General features: G+C 71.9%; 17 protein-coding genes. 1 reads left to right on the top strand and 16 read right to left on the bottom strand.

Annotated elements, in window-relative coordinates; translation table 11 throughout:
- Window position 1 precedes the first annotated feature (1 nt).
- The 11 genes from HNQ07_RS05995 to HNQ07_RS05945 all read right to left on the bottom strand — a co-directional run bounded on the left by HNQ07_RS05995 (window position 2) and on the right by HNQ07_RS05945 (window position 13,185).
- Entirely contained in the window at window positions 2-400 is a 399-nt protein-coding gene (locus tag HNQ07_RS05995; protein ID WP_184110029.1) for a copper resistance CopC family protein, read from the bottom strand.
- 48 nt (window positions 401-448) lie between these two features.
- Window positions 449-901, bottom strand: coding sequence for a DUF1775 domain-containing protein (locus HNQ07_RS05990; RefSeq protein WP_184110028.1), 453 nt, complete (start codon window positions 899-901; stop codon window positions 449-451).
- Between the two features lie 131 nt (window positions 902-1,032).
- Window positions 1,033-1,512, bottom strand: a complete 480-nt coding sequence (locus tag HNQ07_RS05985) for a hypothetical protein (RefSeq protein ID WP_184110027.1) — start codon at window positions 1,510-1,512, stop codon at window positions 1,033-1,035.
- 127 nt (window positions 1,513-1,639) lie between these two features.
- Window positions 1,640-3,562: an MDR family MFS transporter gene (locus HNQ07_RS05980; protein ID WP_184110026.1), complete on the bottom strand. Its 1,923-nt coding sequence runs from the start codon at window positions 3,560-3,562 to the stop codon at window positions 1,640-1,642.
- Window positions 3,559-4,092 (bottom strand): MarR family winged helix-turn-helix transcriptional regulator, encoded by a 534-nt coding sequence (locus tag HNQ07_RS05975; protein WP_184110025.1) that lies wholly within the window; start codon window positions 4,090-4,092, stop codon window positions 3,559-3,561. Before HNQ07_RS05975 ends, HNQ07_RS05980 begins: the two co-directional genes overlap by 4 nt.
- A 185-nt stretch (window positions 4,093-4,277) precedes the next feature.
- Entirely contained in the window at window positions 4,278-7,703 is a 3,426-nt protein-coding gene (locus HNQ07_RS05970) for an efflux RND transporter permease subunit (RefSeq protein ID WP_184110024.1), read from the bottom strand.
- The gene (locus HNQ07_RS05965) at window positions 7,700-8,944 is read right to left on the bottom strand and encodes an efflux RND transporter periplasmic adaptor subunit (RefSeq protein WP_184110023.1); all 1,245 of its coding nucleotides are present in this window, start codon (window positions 8,942-8,944) and stop codon (window positions 7,700-7,702) included. The genes HNQ07_RS05970 and HNQ07_RS05965 overlap by 4 nt, the downstream gene beginning before the upstream one ends.
- Window positions 8,941-10,002 (bottom strand): TolC family protein, encoded by a 1,062-nt coding sequence (locus HNQ07_RS05960; RefSeq protein WP_184110022.1) that lies wholly within the window; start codon window positions 10,000-10,002, stop codon window positions 8,941-8,943. Before HNQ07_RS05960 ends, HNQ07_RS05965 begins: the two co-directional genes overlap by 4 nt.
- The gene (locus HNQ07_RS05955; RefSeq protein ID WP_184110021.1) at window positions 9,999-11,417 is read right to left on the bottom strand and encodes a TolC family protein; all 1,419 of its coding nucleotides are present in this window, start codon (window positions 11,415-11,417) and stop codon (window positions 9,999-10,001) included. Before HNQ07_RS05955 ends, HNQ07_RS05960 begins: the two co-directional genes overlap by 4 nt.
- Window positions 11,418-11,505: 88 nt before the next feature.
- The gene (locus HNQ07_RS05950) at window positions 11,506-12,099 is read right to left on the bottom strand and encodes a TetR/AcrR family transcriptional regulator (protein WP_184110020.1); all 594 of its coding nucleotides are present in this window, start codon (window positions 12,097-12,099) and stop codon (window positions 11,506-11,508) included.
- A gap of 318 nt (window positions 12,100-12,417) precedes the next feature.
- Window positions 12,418-13,185 carry an SDR family oxidoreductase gene (locus tag HNQ07_RS05945; protein ID WP_184110019.1) on the bottom strand — a complete coding sequence of 256 codons (768 nt, stop codon included), beginning with the start codon at window positions 13,183-13,185 and terminating at the stop codon, window positions 12,418-12,420.
- A gap of 240 nt (window positions 13,186-13,425) precedes the next feature.
- Between HNQ07_RS05945 and HNQ07_RS05940 the strand changes: the two genes are divergently transcribed.
- Window positions 13,426-13,728, top strand: coding sequence for a hypothetical protein (locus tag HNQ07_RS05940; RefSeq protein WP_184110018.1), 303 nt, complete (start codon window positions 13,426-13,428; stop codon window positions 13,726-13,728).
- A 16-nt stretch (window positions 13,729-13,744) separates the two neighbouring features.
- Here the strand turns inward: HNQ07_RS05940 and HNQ07_RS05935 are convergent, their stop codons facing one another.
- Genes HNQ07_RS05935 through HNQ07_RS05915 form a run of 5 tightly spaced genes read right to left on the bottom strand, consistent with a single transcriptional unit; the run spans window position 13,745 to window position 20,081 of the window.
- Window positions 13,745-14,383 (bottom strand): LutC/YkgG family protein, encoded by a 639-nt coding sequence (locus HNQ07_RS05935; RefSeq protein WP_184110017.1) that lies wholly within the window; start codon window positions 14,381-14,383, stop codon window positions 13,745-13,747.
- A complete protein-coding gene (locus HNQ07_RS05930; protein ID WP_184110016.1) occupies window positions 14,380-15,825 on the bottom strand; it encodes a lactate utilization protein B in 1,446 nt (481 codons plus the stop codon). The genes HNQ07_RS05935 and HNQ07_RS05930 overlap by 4 nt, the downstream gene beginning before the upstream one ends.
- A complete protein-coding gene (locus tag HNQ07_RS05925) occupies window positions 15,816-16,559 on the bottom strand; it encodes a (Fe-S)-binding protein (protein ID WP_184110015.1) in 744 nt (247 codons plus the stop codon). The genes HNQ07_RS05930 and HNQ07_RS05925 overlap by 10 nt, the downstream gene beginning before the upstream one ends.
- Complete coding sequence (locus HNQ07_RS05920) at window positions 16,556-18,007, bottom strand: rhamnulokinase (protein WP_184110014.1); 1,452 nt, start codon at window positions 18,005-18,007, stop codon at window positions 16,556-16,558. The genes HNQ07_RS05925 and HNQ07_RS05920 overlap by 4 nt, the downstream gene beginning before the upstream one ends.
- A complete protein-coding gene (locus tag HNQ07_RS05915; protein WP_184110013.1) occupies window positions 17,997-20,081 on the bottom strand; it encodes a bifunctional aldolase/short-chain dehydrogenase in 2,085 nt (694 codons plus the stop codon). Before HNQ07_RS05915 ends, HNQ07_RS05920 begins: the two co-directional genes overlap by 11 nt.
- Window positions 20,082-20,111 lie beyond the last annotated feature (30 nt).

Genomic DNA, 20,111 nt, shown 5'->3' with positions numbered 1-20,111 from the left:
GCTACTTCACGGTGAAGGCGTTGAAGCCGGTGACGGGGTGCCCGTCGTCGGACAGCAGTTTCCACGCCACCACGTACTGGCCGGGCGCCACGGTCGCCTTGAGGGGAATGCGGACCGTGGCGGCCATGCCGGTGGAGCGCGCCGGCAGGTTCACCAGTCCGGCGGCACCAGCCTTCGCGGTGAGCGCCAGTTCGGACGCCTGCGCGGCCGTCTTGCCGGCCGGAACGGCCATCACACGGAAGGTGCAGAAGCGCAGGTTCACGGGTTCGCTCAGGGTCAGGGTCACCATTTTTGGAGCGCTGACGGTGGCGTTCGCGGTGGGCGTCATGGCGGTCACTTCCGTGTGCGCCAGGGCCGTCGAGAGCAGCAGGGCGCTCAGCAGGGACAGGATCGATTTCATGGGAACCTCCGGGGGCCGGGCGAACGGGTCGCCGCCCGGCCCGGGTGCTTACTTGACGGTGGTGTGCGACGCCGGGGTCTTGGCGGGATCGGTGTCGTCCCACGCGACGACCGTGCCGTCCTCGTAGGTCTGGTAGACCTTCCACACGAGTTCGCCGGGCATAGCTGGGTTGGTGGCCTGGAAGAAGAAGCGGACATACTCCATGGGCGCCACGCTGCCCTTCCACACCACCTCGGTCACGAGGCCGTCGGCGTTGCGGGTGACGGTGCGGGTGAAGCCGGGCGTGACCTGGAACCGGCTGACGGCGACGCCCGCCGGGACCACCACGCGGATCTCGGTGGTGGCGACGTCCTTCTCGGTGGGGACGTTCAGGCGGTACGTCTCGGACTTCCCGGCGGCGGACTCGGCCGTGCCGGCCTCGGTGCGGACGGTGGCGTGCGCGGCCGCGACGCTGATGAGGGCGGCGGCAAACAGGGCGAGCAGCGGTTTGAACGGAATCATGGATCTCCTGGCTGGATGGGTTGAGGGAACACAGCCCGGCGCTTCGCCAGACGGCCATGTGGAACGGAAACCCCCGACCATGCGTGGCGTGACGCGGGAACAGCGTTGCGTGGGGCCGCGAGTGGCCGAGCTCAGTCCAGCGGCGGAGCCCGCGCCTGCGCGAGCCCCAGCACCAGCAGCGCGGGATGCGTGTACGCCGGGTCGCCCCGCACCGTGCGGGCTGTGGCCGCCGCGGGCAGCGCGACCCCCACGGCCAACAGCGCGAAGGCGGCCGTGAAGCAGAACGGACAGTGGGCGCTGTGGTCGTGCGCGGTCGGGGGTGCGTTCGGTGCGGCGGTGGTCAGGGGGACCGCGTGTCCGCGGGCGTCCTCCCGGGTGGTGGGGGAGGTGGTCTCGGCCGTCGTGGAGGAACCGCTGTGCGGGCAGGGCGTCGCCGCACGCTCGGCGTGGTCGGCCGGCATGTCCGGCATCGCGGCCATGCGGGTCAGCCCGGTGCCGGTCGGCGTTCCCGGTTCCGGCTGCCGCGCCAGGAACGCGAAGGACGCCAGAACCGTCAGCAGCGCCAGCACCCAGCGGTATGGGGGCGGCGTGGCAGTGCGGCGGGCCTTCATCTCCCGGAGTCTAGGCCACCCGACGCGACCGCACGATGATGCATGCCCCGTCCCGCGCACACGGGAACGCGGCCCGGACAGTGCGTCCGGGCCGCGCTTTCTGCTTTCTCGGGAGAAGCGGGAGGGCTCAGCCTTCCAGGGCCGCCAGGCCGCCGGGCTCGCCGTCGGGGTGCTCGCCCTTGCGGGGCAGGCGCAGGTTCGGCATGGGCAGGGCCGCGAGCAGCGCCAGCAGCGCCACGCCGATGCTAACGAGGTAGATGCGGCTGATGGTAGTGGCGAACGCGACCTTGATGGCGCGGGCGACCTTGTCGAGCGTCGAGTTCGTCTCGCTGATCGTCTGGGCCTTCGCGCTGTCCAGGCCCTTCGTGATGCCCGACAGCACCCCGGCGCGGCCCTCAGGCGTACTGAGCGCCTGCGCGGGAATGTTCTTGAGCTGCGTGGCGAGTTCTGCCGGAATCTGCGGGCTGGCCGCGACGCCCTGGATGGCCGCGATGCTGCCGGAGTTCACGGCGCCCGTCACGGCCGCGAGCGCGCCGTCAAAGCCCTTGGTGATGCCGGCGGCGGAACTGGCCTTCACGGCGGCGACGTCGAAGGTGGCCTGGGGGCTACGGCTACCGCTGCCGGCGCTGCTGAGCTGGTCGAGCTGCGTGCGCGTGGCGGGCGAGGCGTCGGCCTTGACGGGCGCGAGCTGCGTGTTGATCTGCGAGGGCAGCATGGCGGTGAGGATCGCGCCGAAGACGGCGGTGCCGATCACGCTGCCGAACTGCTGGAAGAACTGTCCGCTGCTGGTGGCCACGCCGATCTCCCACGGCTTCACGGCGTTCTGGATGGCGAGGTTGAACAGCGGCAGGGCCGGCCCCAGACCCAGACCCAGCACGACCATGAACAGCACGACCTGCGCGTAGGGCGTGTCGGCATTCAGGGTGCTCAGCAGGCCGAAGCCGCCCATCATCAGGCACAGGCCGACCAGGATCATGATCTTGTAGTACCCGAGGCGCGACGCGAGCTGCCCGCTGCCGATCGCGCCGACGATCAGGCCCAGCGTGAGCGGGATGGTGGCGGTGCCCGCCTTGGTGGCCGACACGCCCTGCACGTTCACGAGGTACAGGCTCAGGAACAGGATGGCGCCCAGGAACGCCGCGCCGATGAAGAAGCGCGCCAGCACGCCCCACGCGAACGTGGGATTGCGGAACAGCGTCAGGGGCAGGATGGGGCTCTCGTGGCGGGACTCCTCGAAGATGAACAGGCCCAGGGCCACGGCGCTCAGGGCGAACAGGCCCAGCACGGTGGGGCTCGTCCAGCTGTAGTTGCCGTCCGCACCGAAGGTCAGGGCGAGCAGCAGCGGCACGCTGAACACGATGATCAGCAGCGCGCCCAGGTAGTCGATCTTGGGCTTCAGGCCGCTGGCCAGCCGGGGCATCTTCGAGAAGATGAATGCCAGCGCGACCAGGCCGATGGGCAGATTCACGTAGAACACCCAGCGCCACGACACGTGGTCGGTCAGGAAGCCGCCCAGCAGCGGCCCGATCACGCTGCTCAGACCGAAGACCGCGCCGAACAGCCCCTGGTAGCGGCCGCGTTCGGCCGGCGCGAAGATGTCCGCGATGATCGCGAACGCCACGCTGGTCAGCGCTGCGGCGCCGAAGCCCTGGAGGCCGCGGAACACCACGAGCTGCATCATGCCGCTGCCAAACAGACCGTTCAGGAAGGGCTCGCCGGCCATGCCGCACAGCGCGGAGCCCAGCAGGAACACCACGATGCCGAACAGCAGCACCGGTTTGCGGCCGTAGATGTCCGAGAGCTTGCCGTAGATCGGCACCATGGACGTGCTGGCGAGCAGGTACGCGGTCGTGACCCACGAGTACAGCGACAGGCCGTCGAGGTCGCGGGTGATGCGCGGCAGGGCCGTGCTGACGATGGTCTGGTCGAGCGCCGCGAGGAACAGGCCCAGCAGCGTGCCGATCAGGATGATCCGCTTGGTGGGGAAGTCCAGCACCTCGGCGTAGTTGATGCGGCCCTCGGGGGCCACCTGGGAAGCGGACTGGGTCATGCGGTCTCCTCCGGGGGGAGCGTGGGGGCGGCGAGGCAGCCGGGTGGCGGAGCGGGGTCCTGGGCGCGCAGCTCGGTCAGCACGGCCTCGAGGTTGTCGGCGGCGGCCTCGATCAGGGCGTGGCCGACCCGCGCGAAGACCTGCTGGTACGTCTCGTTGATGCGGCGGTCCATGTCGTCCAGGAAGGTGTGGCCGGCGGGCGTCAGGGCCAGGGTCTTGGCGCGGCGGTCGTCCGGGTTCTCGCGGCGCTCGGCCAGGCCGCGCTGCACCAGGCGGTCGGTCAGGTGGCTGGCGGCGGGCAGGCTCAGGCCGGTCAGGTCGGCCAGGCCGCCGATGCTGAGGGCGGCGTGGGCGCGCAGCTGGTGCAGCGCGGTCACCTGGCTGAAGCTCAGGTCGTCGCCCTGGAGCTGGTCCTGCATGGCCTTCATCATGTGGCTGGACACGTAGCGGTGCAGCTGCTTCATCTGACGGCCCAGGCGCTGGGCGGCGACGGTGGCAGCGTCCGGGGCAGGGGGAGCGGGGGTCGTCATGGTCGGGTTACTTCCACCTCCTCAATACCCTCAAGTATGAAAGTATTTTCGGTGTGGAACTGTATCAGGGATTGGAGTGTTGCGGAATAGGCCGGAATGCGGATGCGCCCCGGTCGCCCACAGCACTCGCCCCCGATCCGGAGGGGTGACCTTCCCAGAGTCGGGGCCGAGGAAGCCGGCGGCGGTCAGTCGCCCGGCGCGAGCGTGCCCGCCGGCGCGGGGGGCTGCGGCTCGGGCTTCACGCGCCGGCGCTCGAACTGCCAGAACACGCTGGGCACCACGAAGAAGGTCAGCAGGGTGGAGGTGATCACGCCGCCCAGGATCACGATGCCCAGGCCCCGCCGGAACTCCGCGCCGTCGCCCTGCCCCAGGATCAGCGGAATCGAGATCACCAGCACCGTCAGGGTGGTCATCAGGATCGGGCGGAAGCGCAGCTCGGCCGCCTCCAGCAGCGCCTCACGCAGCGGCAGCGTGCGGGCGCGCTCGGTCACGAACTCCAGGTACAGGATCGAGTTCTTGGTGGACAGGCCCAGCAGGATCACCATGCCGAGCACGGTGATCACGTCGAGGTTCACGCCGAACAGGTGCAGCGTCCACAGCGCGCCCACGATCGCGAGCGGAATGGGCAGCAGGAGGTAGATGGGGTAGCGGAACGAGTTGAACTGGCTGCCCAGCACCAGGTACGTGAGCAGCACCGCGACCACCATCAGCACCGGGCCGTAGAACACCAGGTCGCTGGTCAGGCCGGCGCTGCCAAAGGCGCTGGCGTTGCCCAGGGTCACGCCGCCCTGGAGCAGCCCGGCGTCCTGCACGCGCTGGATCAGTTCGCGCTGGTACGCGAAGGCGTTGGGGCCGCCCCTGACCACGTTGATGTTCAGGGTGGCGGTGTAGGCCTTGTTCAGGCGGGTCAGGGTGGCCGGCGCCTGCGACACGCTGAAACTGCCGAGCTGCCCCAGGCTGAGGTTGGCGTTCAGCGCCGGCGAGTACACCGTCTGCGACAGCAGGCTCTGCTCGTCCGCGATGCGCGAGGGGTCAAGCCGGACCACGATGTCGATGCTGCGGTCGCCGTCGCGCACGCTGCCTGCGGTGGTGCCGTCGTTGTAGGTGCGCAGCGCCTGGGCCACGTCGTTGGCGCTCAGGCCGGTGCCGGCGAGTTTCGTGGCGTCCGGCACGAAGGTGCGTTCCTGCCGGGTGGCGCTCAGGCTGCTCTCCACGGTCCGCAGCTTCGGGTCGCGCGACAGCAGCTGCACGATCTGGCGGTTGCGTTCCAGCAGCACCGCCTGGTTCGGCGCGGCCAGCGCCAGCGAGATGTCCGAGTTGCCGGCCGGGCCCTGCTGCTGCGTGCCCACCCGCAGCTCCGCGCCGGGCACGCCAGCCACCAGTGGCGTGAGGTCGCGGGTGTACTCCGCGATCAGCTCATCAATGGGCGCCCGCTCGCCTTTGTTCACCAGGGTGGCGGTCAGGCCGCTCTCGTTGGCGTTGGCGCCGCCGATCTGCCCGCTCGCGCCGACGCTGGTCTCCAGCAGGCGCACCTCGGGCCTGGCGAGCAGCGCGTCCTCCAGGCGGCGGGTCAGGCGGTTGGTGGCGTCCAGATCCGTGCCCACCGGTAGGCTCAGGTCCACTGTCACGATCCCGCTGTCGCTCTTGGGCGTGAACGCGAAGCCCACACCGCGCAGCGCGAGCGGCGCGCTCAGCAGGAACGCCAGCGCCACGACCATCACGGCCCACGGGCGGGCCAGGGCGCGGCTCAGCCCCCGGGCGTAGGCCCGCGCGACCGCCTGCACGGCCCGGTTGGTGATGCCGTGCAGCGTGTCCGTGACCGCCTCCAGCACCGCGACCACGCTGGTGATGACGTAGCGCAGGGCGGCCAGCACCAGCGGCGCCGTGACCACCGCGATCAGGACGGCGACGGGCACCGGCAGCGGCACGCGCGTGAGGAGCACGCTGACCAGCGCGCCGGTCGCGGCCAGCCACGCCACGCCCTTCACCGTCTTCACGCCCACCAGGGCGCCCCGCAGCAGCGCCGGGAAGCGCCGGATCACGCGCGGGACGTCTGCCCACGTGACGGGCTCCAGGTCACGGGTGTACGCCATGCGCACCGTCAGGAACAGCAGGCTCTCCAGCCACGACAGCACGATGGCCGCCGCGATGCCCAGCCCGAACTGGCTGAAGAACTGGCCCAGGATGCCCGGCATCAGGCTGAGCGGAATCAGCACGGCCAGCAGCGAGAAGCTCGCGGCGGTCACAGCCGAGAAGACCTCGCTGCCGCCCAGCAGCACGCTGCGCAGCCGCGAGTAGCCCAGCGCGCGGTAGCGCTGCACGTTCTCCGCGACCACGATCGAGTCGTCCACCACGATGCCGATCGCCACGATGATCGCCAGCAGCGAGATGATGTTGAAGGTGAAGCCCGTGACGCCGAACAGCAGCGGCGCGGCGCTGATCGAGATCGGGATCGCCAGGATCACCGCGAACACCGTGTCCAGGCGGCCCAGGAACAGCAGCACGATCACGCCCACCGCCGCGATGGCGATCAGGAACTCCTTGAAGGTGTCCTTGACGGTCGCGCGCGTCTCGCGGGTGGTGTCGCTCGCCAGGGTGATCGAGTAGCCCTTCGGGAGCGGCTGGGCCTGCATGGCCTCGCGCACGGCGTCCGTGACCCGCACCGAGTTCGTGCCGCTGCCCTTGCGGACGCTCAGCAGCACCGCCGGCTGCCCGTTCACGCGCGCCAGGCTGGTCGCCTCGGCCGCGCCGTCGCGCACGCTGGCCACGTCCGAGACCTGCACGCCCGTCTGGGTGTCCACCGTGATCCGCGCGACGTCCGCCGCGCTGCGGGGCGTGTTGCGGGTCGAGAACTGCGTCTGCACGCCGCCCTGCGCGACCGTGCCGGCCGGCAGGTCCAGCGCGCTCGCGCCGATCGCCTGCGTGATCCGCGCCGGGGTCAGGTTGTACGCCTGGAGCCGCGACGGATCGAGCAGCACCTGCACCTTGCGGGCCGGGCCGCCGCTCACGCTGACGTCCGCCACGCCGTCCACGCGCTCCAGGCGCGGCACCAGCACGTCCTCGGCGTAGGTGGTCACCTCGTCCGGCGGCGCGCCGGCGCCCAGCAGGGCCAGCGTCAGGATCGGGGTGGCGTTCGGGTCGAACTTCTGCACGACCGGCGCCTCGCTCCCGTCCGGCAGCGCCCCACGGATCGCGGCGACCGCCTGCGACACCGAGTTCGCCGCCGAGTCCACGTCGGTGCCGTCATTAAATGTGATCACGACCGCCGACTGGTTGCTGACCGACGTGGTGTTGATGTCGGTCACCCCGGCCAGCGTGCTCACGGCGTCCTCGATCTTGCGGCTGACCTCGCGGTCCACCTGATCCGGGTTCGCGCCGGGGTACGCGGTGCTGACGGCCAGCACCGGCACCTCGAAGTTCGGCAGGAGTTCCACGCCCAGCCGGAAGGTCGTGACCAGCCCGGCCAGCACCAGCATCACGAAGATCCCGATGGAGAACACGTAATTGCGCACGCTGAAGCGCACCAGCGGATGGACGGCCGGTTCCGGCGTGCCGTCCGGCAGGGTCGCGCCGGGGTGCGAGCGGAATTCCTCGGTGTCGTGCGTGCTCATGGTGTGCCCGCCGCCGCGACCTTCACCGCCGCGCCGTCCTGAAGGCTGGCCGGCACCGGCGTGATCACGCGCGCGCCCGCTTCGATTCCGCTCACGGCCACCCGCCCGCCGCTCTCGGCGATCACGGTGACCGGCGTCTGCACCGCCCGGCCTGCCGTAACGACATACACGGTGTTCTGCCCGCCCTCGACCTGCACCGCGCCGCTGGGGAGCAGCACGCCGCGGCCCAGGGTGGTGCGGTAGCGCACCTGCGCGGCCGCGCCCACCGGCAGGGCTTCGCCGCCCTGCACGCGCGCCGTGATCGGCACCAGGCGGTTGCTGCCCGCAATGCCCGGCGAGCCCGTCACCACCGCCACGTAGTTCACGCCGCCGTAGCCCAGGTTCACGCGGGCGCCGTCCTGCAGCGCCGCGGCGTCCCCGCTGGGCACGCTGAAGGTCGCTCGGATGGACCCGGGATCGACCAGCCGGAACACGGCCGAGCCCTGTGCGGCGAACTCGCCGACCTGCACTGCGACGGACGCGACGGTGCCCGCAAAGGGGGCGCGCACGGCGGTGCGGGCGAGGTTCTCCTCGGCCTGCGACACGGCCGCCTGCGCGGTCTGGAGGTTCGCCTGCTGGAGCGGCACGCTGCCCTGCGCGCTGCGGCCGTTCTGGGCCAGGGAGTTGCGGGCCTGTGCCAGCGTGCTCTGCGCCTGAGCGAGCTGCGCGCGGGCCGCCTGCACGTCCGCGAGGCTGATGCCGCCCAGCGCATACAGCGACTCGGCGCTGCGCGCGCCGCTCTGCGCCTGGGCCAGCGCCGCCTGCGCCGACGTCACGGACGCCTGGAGCGCCGAGGTGGCCTGCCCGGTGGTCGTGCGCGTCTGGTCCAGCGTGATCTGCGCCTGCTGGAGTTGCAGCCGCGCGTTCTGCAGGGCCTGGCGGGCCTGCGTGTCGTCGAGCTGCACCACGACCTGCCCGGCGCTGACGCGCTCGCCCTCGTCCACCGGCACGGCCTGCACCGTGCTGCCGGTCTTGGCGGCGACCTGCGAGTCCCGCTGCGCCTCGATGGTCGCGGCGACGCTGCGCTGTACGCCCAGCGTGCCCATCTGGCCGGTCACGGCGGCGACCTCCAGCGTGGTGGTCTTGGCGGGTGCGGCGTCGAGGTTGTTCGCTGCGGCCGCCTCCTTCCCGCGCGGCGCGCAGCCCGCGAGCAGGGCGCCCACGAGCAGCACGCCGGCCACCAGCGGACGGGGCGTCCTCATTTCACGAGCCCCGTCACGTCCGTCCCGGACGCGGCGCTCAGCGCGGCCAGGGCCTTCCACACGCCGTCCTGTGCCTGGGTCACGCCCAGCGCCGCCTGCTGCGCCTGCACCTGCGCGGCCTGCACGTCCACGGCGGCGGCCGTGCCCGCGCGCAGTTTGGCCTGCGCGTTCGTCAGGCTGGTCTGTGCGTTCGCCCGCGACTCGGCCGCGATGCCCACCCGCTGCTGCGCGTCCTGCACGGCGCGGTAGGCGTCGCGCAGCTGCGTCAGGGTCGCGCGCCCGGCGTCGTCTGCGCTGCGCTGTGCGTTCGCCAGGGCGGTGCGGGCGTCCTCCAGCGTGCGGGCGGGCGTGTAGTCGTTGTCTGCGAGTTTCACCTGCAGGGCCGCAAAGGCCGCGCCGTTCGCCGCCTGCACCAGCGTGGGCAGGCGTGTGGCCAGGCCCCCTTGGAGCGCCGCGAGCGTCACACTCAGTTTGGGCGGTGCGGGCGGCGCGCTCAGGGTCAGGTCGGTGCCGGCCGGTAGGTTCAGGCTGCGCGCGAGCTGCGCTTCCAGCACCGGCTGCTGTGCCTGCGCGTCCGCGAGGTCCTGGCGGTCCGTGTTCAGCGTGGTCTGCGCGCGGCTCACGTCGAGGGCCGTGGCGACCCGCGCGGCGAGGCGGGCCTGCGCGATCTTCAGCTGCCGGTCGTCCAGCGCGACCTGCGCGGTGCTCAGCGCGATCCGCTGCGCGGTCTCGTAGGCCGCGGTGTACTGCGTGACCACCGTCTGCGTCACGCTGAACTTGGTGGCCTCCAGCGTCGCGGCCTGCGCGGCGGCGTCCTGCTCGGCCTGCGTGAGGGTGGTGATGGGGCTGGTGGGGTCCGTGCGCGCCGCGCGCAGCGCCGCCTGGGCCTTCTGGAGGTTCGCGCGGGCGGTCGTGATATCCGCGCCGCTCGCCAGGGCGCGCGTGACCGCGCCCGCCAGCGTCAGCGGGGTCGCCTGCGCGGGGGTCGTCTGGGCGGCGGCGCCCGTGGCCGTGGCGAGCAGGAGCAGCAGGGTCGGTCGGGTCAGGGTGCGGATCATGGCGTGCCTCCGGTGGGCAGGAGCGTGGAGTCGAGGTCGGTCGTGGCGAGCGCGAGTTGCAGCGCGGCGAGCGTGACGGCGTCCTGCTGGGCGGCCAGGGCCTGCGCGGCCTGTTGCAGGGCCAGGTCGGCCTGGCCCAGCTCGAGCGTGGTGGCAAGTCCGGCGTCCACGCGGGCGCGGGTGGAGTCCAGCGCCGCCTGGGCCTGCGCGCGGGCGGTCTGGGCCGCCGTCAGGGCGGCCTGCTCGTCCTCCAGCGCCTCGGAACGGGTCCGGACGTCGAGGTCCACGGCCTGTGACGCGCTGTCCAGGGCGAGCTGCGCCTGTGCCAGCCCCAGTTGCGCCTGCTGCAGGACGGTGCCGGCGGCGCTGCCCAGCAGCGGAATCGTGGCGTTCAGTGACAGGGACAGGCCGCTGGGAACCGCGCTGGTGTCGCGGACGGGCACGCTGGCCTGAACGCCTACGGTGCCAGCCTTCAGGTTCACGCTGCCGCTCACGGTCTTGCCGGGGTTGCCCTGCGCATCCGACAGCTGCCCGTAGACCGCGCTGGCCGTTACGTCCGGCAGCGAGGCGTCGAGCTGTGCAGCCTGCACGCCGGCCCGCGCGTCCTCCAGCGCGGCGCGGGCGCGGGCCACCTCGGGCCGGCTCCGCAGCGCGCGGGCGATCCGCTCGTCCAGCGTGCCGGTGATGGACACGGTGGGCAGCGCGGCGTAGGCGGCGGAGGTCGTGGGCAGCGTGACCGGGCGGCCCAGCAGCCGGGCCAGCGACCGGGCCGCCTGCGCCGCCGCGTGCGCCGCGCGGGTCTGGGCCACCTGCGCCTGTTCCAGCGCGGCCTGCGCGGCGAGTTCACCCTCGGCGGCGATCACGCCCTGCGCGCGGCGGTCCTGCGCCACCACGAGCTGACGGGTCGCCAGCGCCACCTGGGCGGCCGTGAGGTCCTGCTGGGCCGCCGCGCTGCGGGCCGCCGCGTAGGCCTGGAGCGCCTGCACCGTCAGGGTGGCGCGGGCGGTACGCAGCGTGACCGCCGCGCTGTCCAGGGCGCGCTGCGCGCTGCGCACGCCCTCCTGTGCGGCAGACCACGGCAGCACGCTCCACCCGGCGCTGAGGGTGACCGTGGCCGCGCCGTTCCACGTCCCGGTGTCCCACGGGATCTTCGTCAGGCTGCCGGTCGCGCCGGCGCTGACGCTCAGGCCCGCGCGGGTGCGGGCGCTGTCCAGTGTCAGCTGCGCGGCGCGGTACGTCAGGTCAGCCGAGCGCCAGTCGGGCGCCGAGCGCAGCGCCGTGAGCACCGTGGACGGACTGTCGGCCCCGGCGGGCGCGCTGGCGGACGGGGGCGGCGCGGTCGTCTGGGCTGTCGCCCCGCCCACCAGCAGGGCGGTCAGCAGCAGGACGTGCGTGAAACGGACGGAATGGAGCATTGCAGTACCTCGGGTGGAGCGGCCAGCAGCGCGCGAATGTCGGACGTCGAATAATCGAGTGATCACTTACTTACTTCGGCGCCGCAGCTCACGGCGACAGGCCCGGCCACAACACGTCGAACAGGCCGCGCACCAGCCGCCCGGCATCGATCGCCTCGCGGCCCTGCGGCGGCATCATGTGCTCCCGGTGGACATAGTGTGTCAGCGCGCCCATCACCGTCAGGGCAGTGACGTCCACGTCCAGCGGGCGCAGGCGGCCCAGCGCCGTCTCTGCGCGCAGGTACGCCGCCAGGGCCTCCGCGTCGCGCCGCACCGGATCGTCGAGCCGGCCCAGCAGCGGGTTGTGGCTGGGATCGTGCCCGCGTGAGAACACCGCCATCAGCCGCGGCACCACCGAACTCGACTCCGTCAGGAAGGCCAGCGCGGCGTCCTCCAGGTTGCGCCGCACGTCGCCCTGTCCGGCCCGCCCGACGAGATCGTCCCGCCACCGGCCGTACTCGCGCAGCCCCACCGCCGCCTCGAACAGTTCCTCCTTGCGGGCATAGCGCTTGAACAGCGTGCCCTCCGACACTCCCGCCCGCCGCGCGATCTCGGCCGTGGTCGCGCCGAACCCCTGCTCCAGAAAGGCGTCGCGCGCTGCGTTCACGATCTGTTCGTCGGTGATCTGCCGGGGCCGCGCCATGTAAGTGAGTGTTCACTCACTTAGGATTCCAGTCTGTGAGGTCGCCCACATCCACCCGATGGATGACCTCCGGCGCCCGGCGGCTGCCTAGATTGGGCCCCCGGGGTGCCGTGATCGGATGGGCGGGGCCATGGATCGGCTCTCGTCGAAGCGCAATTTCTTAGTGGGCACCGCTCGTTCGACAGGACAGGCGTTAGCCCGCTGTCATCCCGTCTTTACCTCTCGCCCTGAATGTCGGACAACTTGAGCCGAAATGGTGGTGGGTGCCGCTGGTGACGCAGCGCACCGCGCGTGGGTGCGGCCGGCCCTCAGGGAGCCTCAGCCGTGCCGGGCGGCCCGCAGCATGTCGTTCATGCGCTGGAAGAACGCGTCGTACTGGCCGCTGCGTTCCGCGTAGCGCTGGGCATGCACACGCTGCACGAGCACCTCGGTCACGTCCGGCTGGTCCTGCAGGATCTGCATGACTTCCGCGACGAACTCGTCCAGCGGCATGGCGTTCGGGTCGGTCGCCTGCCGCTCGCCCTGCAAGCCGGTGCGGACATACGGCGGCGCCAGTTCGATGACCTGCACGGCCGTGTCGGCCAGCTGGTAGCGCAGCGACTGCGTGTACGAGTGGATGGCGGCCTTGGTGGCGCTGTACGTGGGGTTCAGGGCCAGCGGCACGAAGGCCAGGCCGGACGTGACCGTCATGACCGTCGCGCGGGGCTGGGCCAGCAGGTGCGGCAGCAGCGCCGCGTTCAGGCGGATCGGGCCGAGCAGGTTCGTGGCAACGTGCGCCTCGGCCGCGTCGACCGCACCGGCCTTCACGTCCTCCTCGCTCATGATGCCCGCGTTGTGGATCACGGCGTTCAGGTCCGGGTGGTCGCGGACCAGCTGCGCGGCGACGCGCTGGACGGCGTCCGCGTCGGCCACGTCGAGCACCACGGCCGTCATTCCGGGATGTGCCGCGACGGTCGCGTCCAGCGTGTCCTGCCGCCGCCCGGTGATGATCACGCGGTTGCCCAGCGCGTGGAACGCCGCCGCAAGGCCCTGGCCGATGCCCGAGTTGCCGCCGGTGATCAGGATGGTGTTGCCCGTCAGGTTCATGCTGCCCACTGTAGGACCATCACCCACCGGGCGGAAGTAAGCACCCGAAGGCGCTCTACTTACCACAAGGAGAGTGACGATAAGCACGCGGAAATTGGTCCCGCTGCCGGCGCCGGCCTGCTATCCGGCCATGCCGTCCGCACGGGAACGCCGGCAGCCCCGGCGATCACGCCCCGATCACGGTCGGGATGGCACACTCCGGGCATCGGCACCCCACCTCACTGCCATGGAGGCTCCCGAATGCCCGCGCCCCGTACCGATCCCTCCACCACGTCCGTCTGGGTCACGGACCGGCTGCCCCTCACGCACCGCGTCGCCGGGCATTACCGGGACGTGTGGGCGCTGCACGCCGCGGGTCTGTCCGACGGCGAGGTGGCGGACCTTCTGCACCGTGCGCCTCCGGAAGTGAGGGTGGCGGTGCGGAGCGTGTACCGTGCCCTGGCGCTCGATCCGGCCGACGGTCCCCTGCGCCGGGAGCAGGCGGCGCGGCTCTACCGGGTGATGTGCGCGGAGTGCAGTGACCGGCGGGACCACGTGAACTGAGCCGGCCCGCCAGAATTCAGGGCCCGGCGCCGTCCACCACGATCACGCGCAGCGTGCGCGGGCCGTGAACGCCCTCCACACGCACGAGTTCGATGTCGCTGGTGGCGCTGCCGCCGCTGAGCCACGTCAGGGGCCGCCCGGCGCGCACGGCCGCCGCGACGGCCTGCACCCCGTCGTGCACGTCCGGCACGACCTGATCCGCGTGGATCACGCACACGTGGATGTCCGGCACCAGCGTCAGCGCGCGGCGGCCCTGCCCCGGCCCGTGGTCGAGGATCACGGTGCCCGTCCGCGCGATGGCGACCGCGCAGCCCGTGACCACGGCGTCCGCGCCGTCCAACTGGGCGTGTGTCAGGGGCGGCTCGTCCCGCAATGGATCCAGGCCGTCCGGCAGCCACGTGGCGTCCAGTCCGCCCGGCACGACGACCCGCCGCGCTCCAGCCAGGGCCGCCAGAACCGCGTCCTGCACGCCCTCTGGCCCCACCCGCACGAAGCCGGCCCGGTAATCCTCGATGCGGTCCCGGAAGGTATGCAGCACCTCCTCACGCGGCTGCGCTTCAGCCCGGGGGTACGCGGGAACGTCCGGCGCCTGTGCTCCGGCCGTGGCCCGGTTGATGCGCGTCAGGATCTCCAGCCGGGCCTCGGCGCCGCTCACGCGCTGTCCTCCGGCAGTCCGCCCTTCGCGTCCCGTTTCCTCCACCACTCCCGGAAACTCTGCGCCGGGAAGGCGTTCAGGTCGCGGCTCTGGGTCCAGCCGCCCAGCAGGCCCGGCAACGCCGTGATCTGCCCGCCGTGCACCAGCGGTCCCTGTCCCAGCCGGGCGAGTTTCACCGCGCCCTCAAAGCGCCAGCCCTCGCTCATGGCGTAGCGCATGCCCTGCATGGCGAGGGATTCCAGCGTCACGCCCTTGTCCTCATTCGCCTCGCCGCGCAGGTAGATCAGCACCTGCGGGATGTTGATCCGTACCGGGCACGCGTCGTAGCACGCGCCGCACAGGCTCGACGCGCCCGGCAGCGTGTTCGCGTTCTTGTCGGCCATGTCCAGCAGCTGCGGTGTGAGGATCGCGCCGATGGGGCCGGGGTACACGCTGCCGTATGCGTGCCCGCCCGCGCGCTCGTACACCGGGCACACGTTCAGGCACGCCGAGCAGCGGATACAGCGCAGCGTCTGCCGACCCACCTCGTCGGCCAGGACGTCGGTGCGGCCGTTGTCGAGCAGGATCAGGTGGAACTCCTGCGGGCCGTCGACGGGCGTCACGCCGCTCCAGAAGGACGTGTACGGGTTCATGCGCTCGGCGGTGCTGGAGCGCGGCAGCAGCTCCATGAACACGGAGATGTCCTCCCACGTTCCCAGCACCTTCTCGATCCCCATGATGCTGACCAGCACCTCCGGCAGCGTGACGCACATGCGCCCGTTGCCCTCGGACTCCACCACGCACACGGTTCCCGTCTCCGCGACGGCGAAGTTGGCGCCGGACACGGCCATCTTCGTGGTCAGGAACTTCTGGCGCAGGTAGCGCCGCGCCGCAGCAGCCAGCACGGCCGGCTCGTCCGTCAGCGGCTCGGGTTCGCCCAATTGCGCGTTGAACAGCGCCTGGATCTCGGCGCGGTTGCGGTGGATGGCCGGCACCAGGATGTGGCTGGGCGTGTCGTTCGACAGCTGCACGATGAGTTCCGCGAGGTCCGTCTCGATGGCGCGGATGCCGTGCGCGTCCAGCGCCGCGTTCAGCTCGATCTCGTCGGACGTGATGCTCTTGACCTTGATGAGTTCCGTGACCTCGTGCGCGTGGGCAATCTGCGCCACCAGCTCGCGCGCCTCGGCGGCGTCGCGCGCCCAGTGCACGTGCCCGCCGCGCGCCCGCACGCTCGCTTCCAGCTCCAGCAGGCGGTCGCTCAGGTTCGCCAGGCTGGCGTCCTTGGTCGCCGCGCCCAGCCGCCGCAGCTCCTCCCAGTGGGGCAGTTCGCCCACCGCGCGCAGGCGCTTGTCGCGGATGGTGGTCGTGACCTTGCGCAGGTTGGCGCGCAGCTGCGGGCTGTTCACCGCGTCGCGCGCGGCCTGCGGGAAGGGCCGGGGCGGGTGCAGGCCGCTCACGCCCATACCTGCCCGTCGGTGCTCGCCAGGATCTCCGCGAGGTGCACGGTGCGCGCACCGCTCCGCAGGCGGTGCAGGCCACCCCCGATGTGCATCAGGCAGGAGTTGTCCCCAGCGGTGCAGGCCTCGGCGCCCGTCTCCAGGATGTGGCGGGCCTTGTCGGCCAGCATGGCGGTGCTCACGTCCGGGTTCTTCACGCTGAAGGTGCCGCCGAAGCCGCAGCACTCGTCCGCGTGCGGCAGCTCCAGCAGCGTCAGGCCGCGCACGTTCCTCAGCAGCCGCAGCGGCGCGTCCCCGACCCGCAGCGAGCGCATCGCGTGGCACGTGGGGTGGTACGTCACGCGGTGCGGGTACGCCGCCCCGACGTCCTCCACGCCAAGTTTCTTTACCAGAAACTCGCTGAGCTCGAAGACGCGCCCCGACAGCGCCTCGACCTCGGCGCGCAGGGCCTCGTCGCCCTCCCAGTGCGCGGCGTCCGGCGCGAGTTCGCGCAGCATGGCGGCGCATGAGCCGCTGGGCAGCACGATCACCTCCGCGTCCCGGAAGTCGTTCACGAACTTGCGCACTAGGCTCAGGGCGTCCGCGCGGTAGCCGGTGTTCAGGTGCATCTGCCCGCAGCACGTCTGCGCCGGGTTGAAACGCACCTCGTGGCCCAGGCGTTCGAGCAGCGCCACCGTGGCCTGACCGGTCCGGGGGAACAGGGCGTCGTTCAGGCAGGTGATGAACAGGTCGATTTTCACCGGGGCACCTCGGCCCCAGTGTGCCGCGTGGCGCGGGCGGGCGCCACACCCGGCACGAAGGTCTGGAGGTCGCTGCTGGCACGCACCACGTCCCGGATGGTGTAACCGGCCACGCTGCCGCAGGCCCGCGCCTGCACCAGCAGGTTGCCCATCAGGGTCGCCTCGACCGGCCCGGCGACCACCGGGCGGCCCGTGGCGTCGGCGGTGAGCTGGTTCAGCAGGTCGCCCTGCGAGCCGCCACCGACCACGTACAGCGTGTGGATGGCCGTGCCCGTCACGGCCTCCAGTCCGTCCAGCACCTCGGCAATGCGCTGCGCGAGGCTGTCCAGCACGCAGCGGACGATCTCCGGTGGGGTCCGGGGCACCGGCTGGCCGCTCCCTCGGCACGCGGCCTGCACGCGCGCGGGCATGTCCGTGCCGGGCGCGAGGAAGCGCGCGTCGTCGGGGTCGATCACCGGGCCGCCGGCGGGCAGGGCGGCGGCCCCGGCGTACAGCTCCGCGAAGTCCGCGTTCCACGCGCGGCGGCACTCCTGCACGATCCACAGCCCCATGACGTTCTTGAGCAGCCGCGTGGTGCCGCCGATCCCGGCCTCGTTCGTGAGATTCAGGGCGCGGGCGGCGTCCGTCAGCACCGGGCGCGGCGATTCCACACCCACCAGGCTCCACGTGCCGCTGGACACGTACGCCCAGCCGCCCTCACCCGTGGCAGGCACGGCGGCCACGGCGGACGCGGTGTCGTGCGTGGCGGGCGCGATCACGCGCGCCGCGCCCAGGCCCGTCTCGGCCGCCACCTCGAGCCGCAGCGGGCCCAGGTCGGTCCCGGGCTCCACGATGCGCGGCAGCAGCGCGCGGGGAATCCCGGCGGCGTCCACCAGTTCCCATGCCCACCCGCCGCTGTGCGGGTCGTAGAGCTGCGTGGTGCTCGCGTTCGTGCGCTCGGTCACGCGAGCGCCGCACAGCCAGAAGTGCAGCAGGTCCGGCACCAGCAGCAGCGTGTCGGCCGCCGCGACGCGCTCCGGCCGCTCGGCCGCGAGCTGGTACAGCGTGTTGAACGGCAGGAACTGGATGCCGGTCGCGCCGTAGATCGCGCCCTCGCCCAGCTCGGCCCGGATGCGCTCCATCACGCCGTCCAGCCGGGGGCTGCGGTAGTGGTGCACGCCGCCCAGCAGCTCGCCGTGCGCGTCCAGCAGGCCGTAATCCACCGCCCAGGAGTTCACGCCCACGCTGGCGATCTCACCATGCGCGGCGGCCAGCGTCAGGCCGCGCAGCACCTCGCGCCACAGGCCCAGGACGTCCCACTGGAGGCCGCCGTTCACCGGCACGCCGCCATTCGGGAAGCGGTGCAGCACCTCGACTGTCAGGCGACCGCCTCCGACCGTGCCCAGCGCCACGCGGCCGCTGGACGCGCCGAGATCGATGGCGACGTGCCGGGTGACCTCAGCGGACATACGCGGTGGGCACCCCGCCGTCCACAGTGATCACCCCGCCCGTCGTCTTCGCGGCGGCGGGCGACGCCAGCCACACCGTCGCCTCGGCGATGTCCTCGGGCAGCACGTTCACCTTCAGGGTCGTGCGGCCACGGTAGAACTCCTCCAGCTTGTCCGGCGCGATGCCGTAGGTCGCGGCGCGCTCGGCCCGCCACTTGCCGTCCCAGATGCTGCTCCCGGCCAGGATGCCGTCGGGCAGCACCGAGTTCACGCGGATGCCCGCCGCGCCGCCTTCCTCTGCGAGGCAGCGCGCCAGATGCAGTTCGGCGGCCTTCGCGGCGCTGTACGCGGCGGCGTTCTTGCCGGCTGCCACGGAGTTCTTGGAGCCGATGAACACCAGGTTGCCGCCGGTGCCCTGCGCCTTCATCAGCCGGAAGGCCTCGCGCGCCACCAGGAAGTAGCCGGTCGAGAGGATGCTCTGGTTCCGGTTCCACATCTCCAGCGTGGTGTCCTCGATGGGCGCGCTGGACGCGATGCCGGCGTTGTTCACGGCGATGTCCACCCCGCCGTAGGTCAGGACGGCGTGCCGGTACGCGGCCTGCACCTGCTCCTCCTCGGTGACGTTCATGCCGGTGCTGGTGGCCCGGCGGTAGCCCCTGGCCTTCACGAGGTCGTCCGCGACCGTCTGCCCGCCATCGGCATTCAGGTCTGCGATGACGATGTGGGCGCCCTCCGCCGCGAGGCGCTGCGCGATGGCCCGCCCGATGCCGCTCGCCGCGCCGGTGACCAGCGCCACGTGCCCTTCCAGTACCTTCGGGGCCGGCTTCTGCGCGAGCTTGTACAGTTCCAGCGGCCAGTACTCGATGGCGTAACTCTCCGGCGCGCTGAGGCTCACGAAGCCGCCCAGAGCGCTCGCGGACTTCATGACCTGAATGGCGCGCGTGTAGAGCTGGCGCGACACGTCCGCTCCCTGCGCGTCCGGGCCACTGTTGACCATGCCCAGGCCCGGGATCAGGACCACGCGCGGACTGGGCGTGAACATCACGTCGCCGTCGGTCCTGTTCTCGTTGAAATACTCGGCGTACTCGGACTTGAAGCGCTCGACGCCGTCTTTTGCCGCCGCGATCAGGGCGTCACGGCCCTGCTCCGGCGTCCAGTCGAGGTACAGCGGCACCCGCTTGGTGTGCACGAGGTGGTCCGGGCACGCCGCGCCCACCTGCGACAGCCCGGCGGCGGCGTGCGAGTTCACGAACTCCATCACGGCCGCGCTGCGGTCCACGGACAGGATCACGGGACGCGCGCCCTTCATCGCGCCGCGCAGCACCGGCAGCACCTCGGTCAGCAGGGCGTCGGCGTCCTCCTGCGGGACGTCCTGCACGGCCGCGCCGCCGAAGGGCTGGGCCTCGGCGTGCGCGTCCAGGTACGCCTGCGCCTCCCCGATGATCCGCAGCGTCTTCTCGTAGCTCTCCTTCGACGTGTCGCCCCACGTGACCAGGCCGTGCTTGCCCATCACGACCGCTTCCAGCCCGGGGTTGTCGCGCACCGCCGCGCCGATCTGCTGCGAGAGCGTGAAGCCGGGGCGGATGTAGTCCACCCACGCGGCCCGGTCGCCGTAGATCTCGCGCATGACGCGTTGCCCGTCCGGCGTGCACGCAATGGCGATGATCGCGTCCGGGTGCGTGTGGTCCACGTGCTTGGCCGGCACGAAGGCGTGCAGCAGCGTCTCGATGCTCTGGCGCGGGCGGCCCGGCTCGAACACCGTGCGTTCCAGGTAGGCGGTCATCTCCTCGTCGGTCATGCCCGGCCGCTCGAACAGCGGCAGCACCTCGTCCAGCTTCAGGCCGGCGAAGCCCCGGTCAGTGATGCTGGCGATGTCGCTGCCCGAGCCCTTGACCCACAGCACGGTCACGTCGCGGCCCAGATGATCCTTCTCGACGCTCTTGGTGCTGGTGTTGCCGCCGTAGATGTTCACGAGGGTGCGGTCGGCGCCCAGCAGGTTCGAGCGGTAGGTCAGCGACGCGAGGCCGTCGCCCTGCGGGGCCTCGGCATCGTTCCAGCGGTTCGGGATGACGGTCGTGGGGTGCGTGGTGGTCATGGACGGTGCTCCTTGGGTGAGGGCTCGGGG

Source organism: Deinococcus metalli (genome assembly GCF_014201805.1).
GTDB lineage: Bacteria > Deinococcota > Deinococci > Deinococcales > Deinococcaceae > Deinococcus > Deinococcus metalli.
Note: the sequence above shows the minus strand (reverse complement) of the source record. Positions and strands in the feature narration are given on the sequence as shown.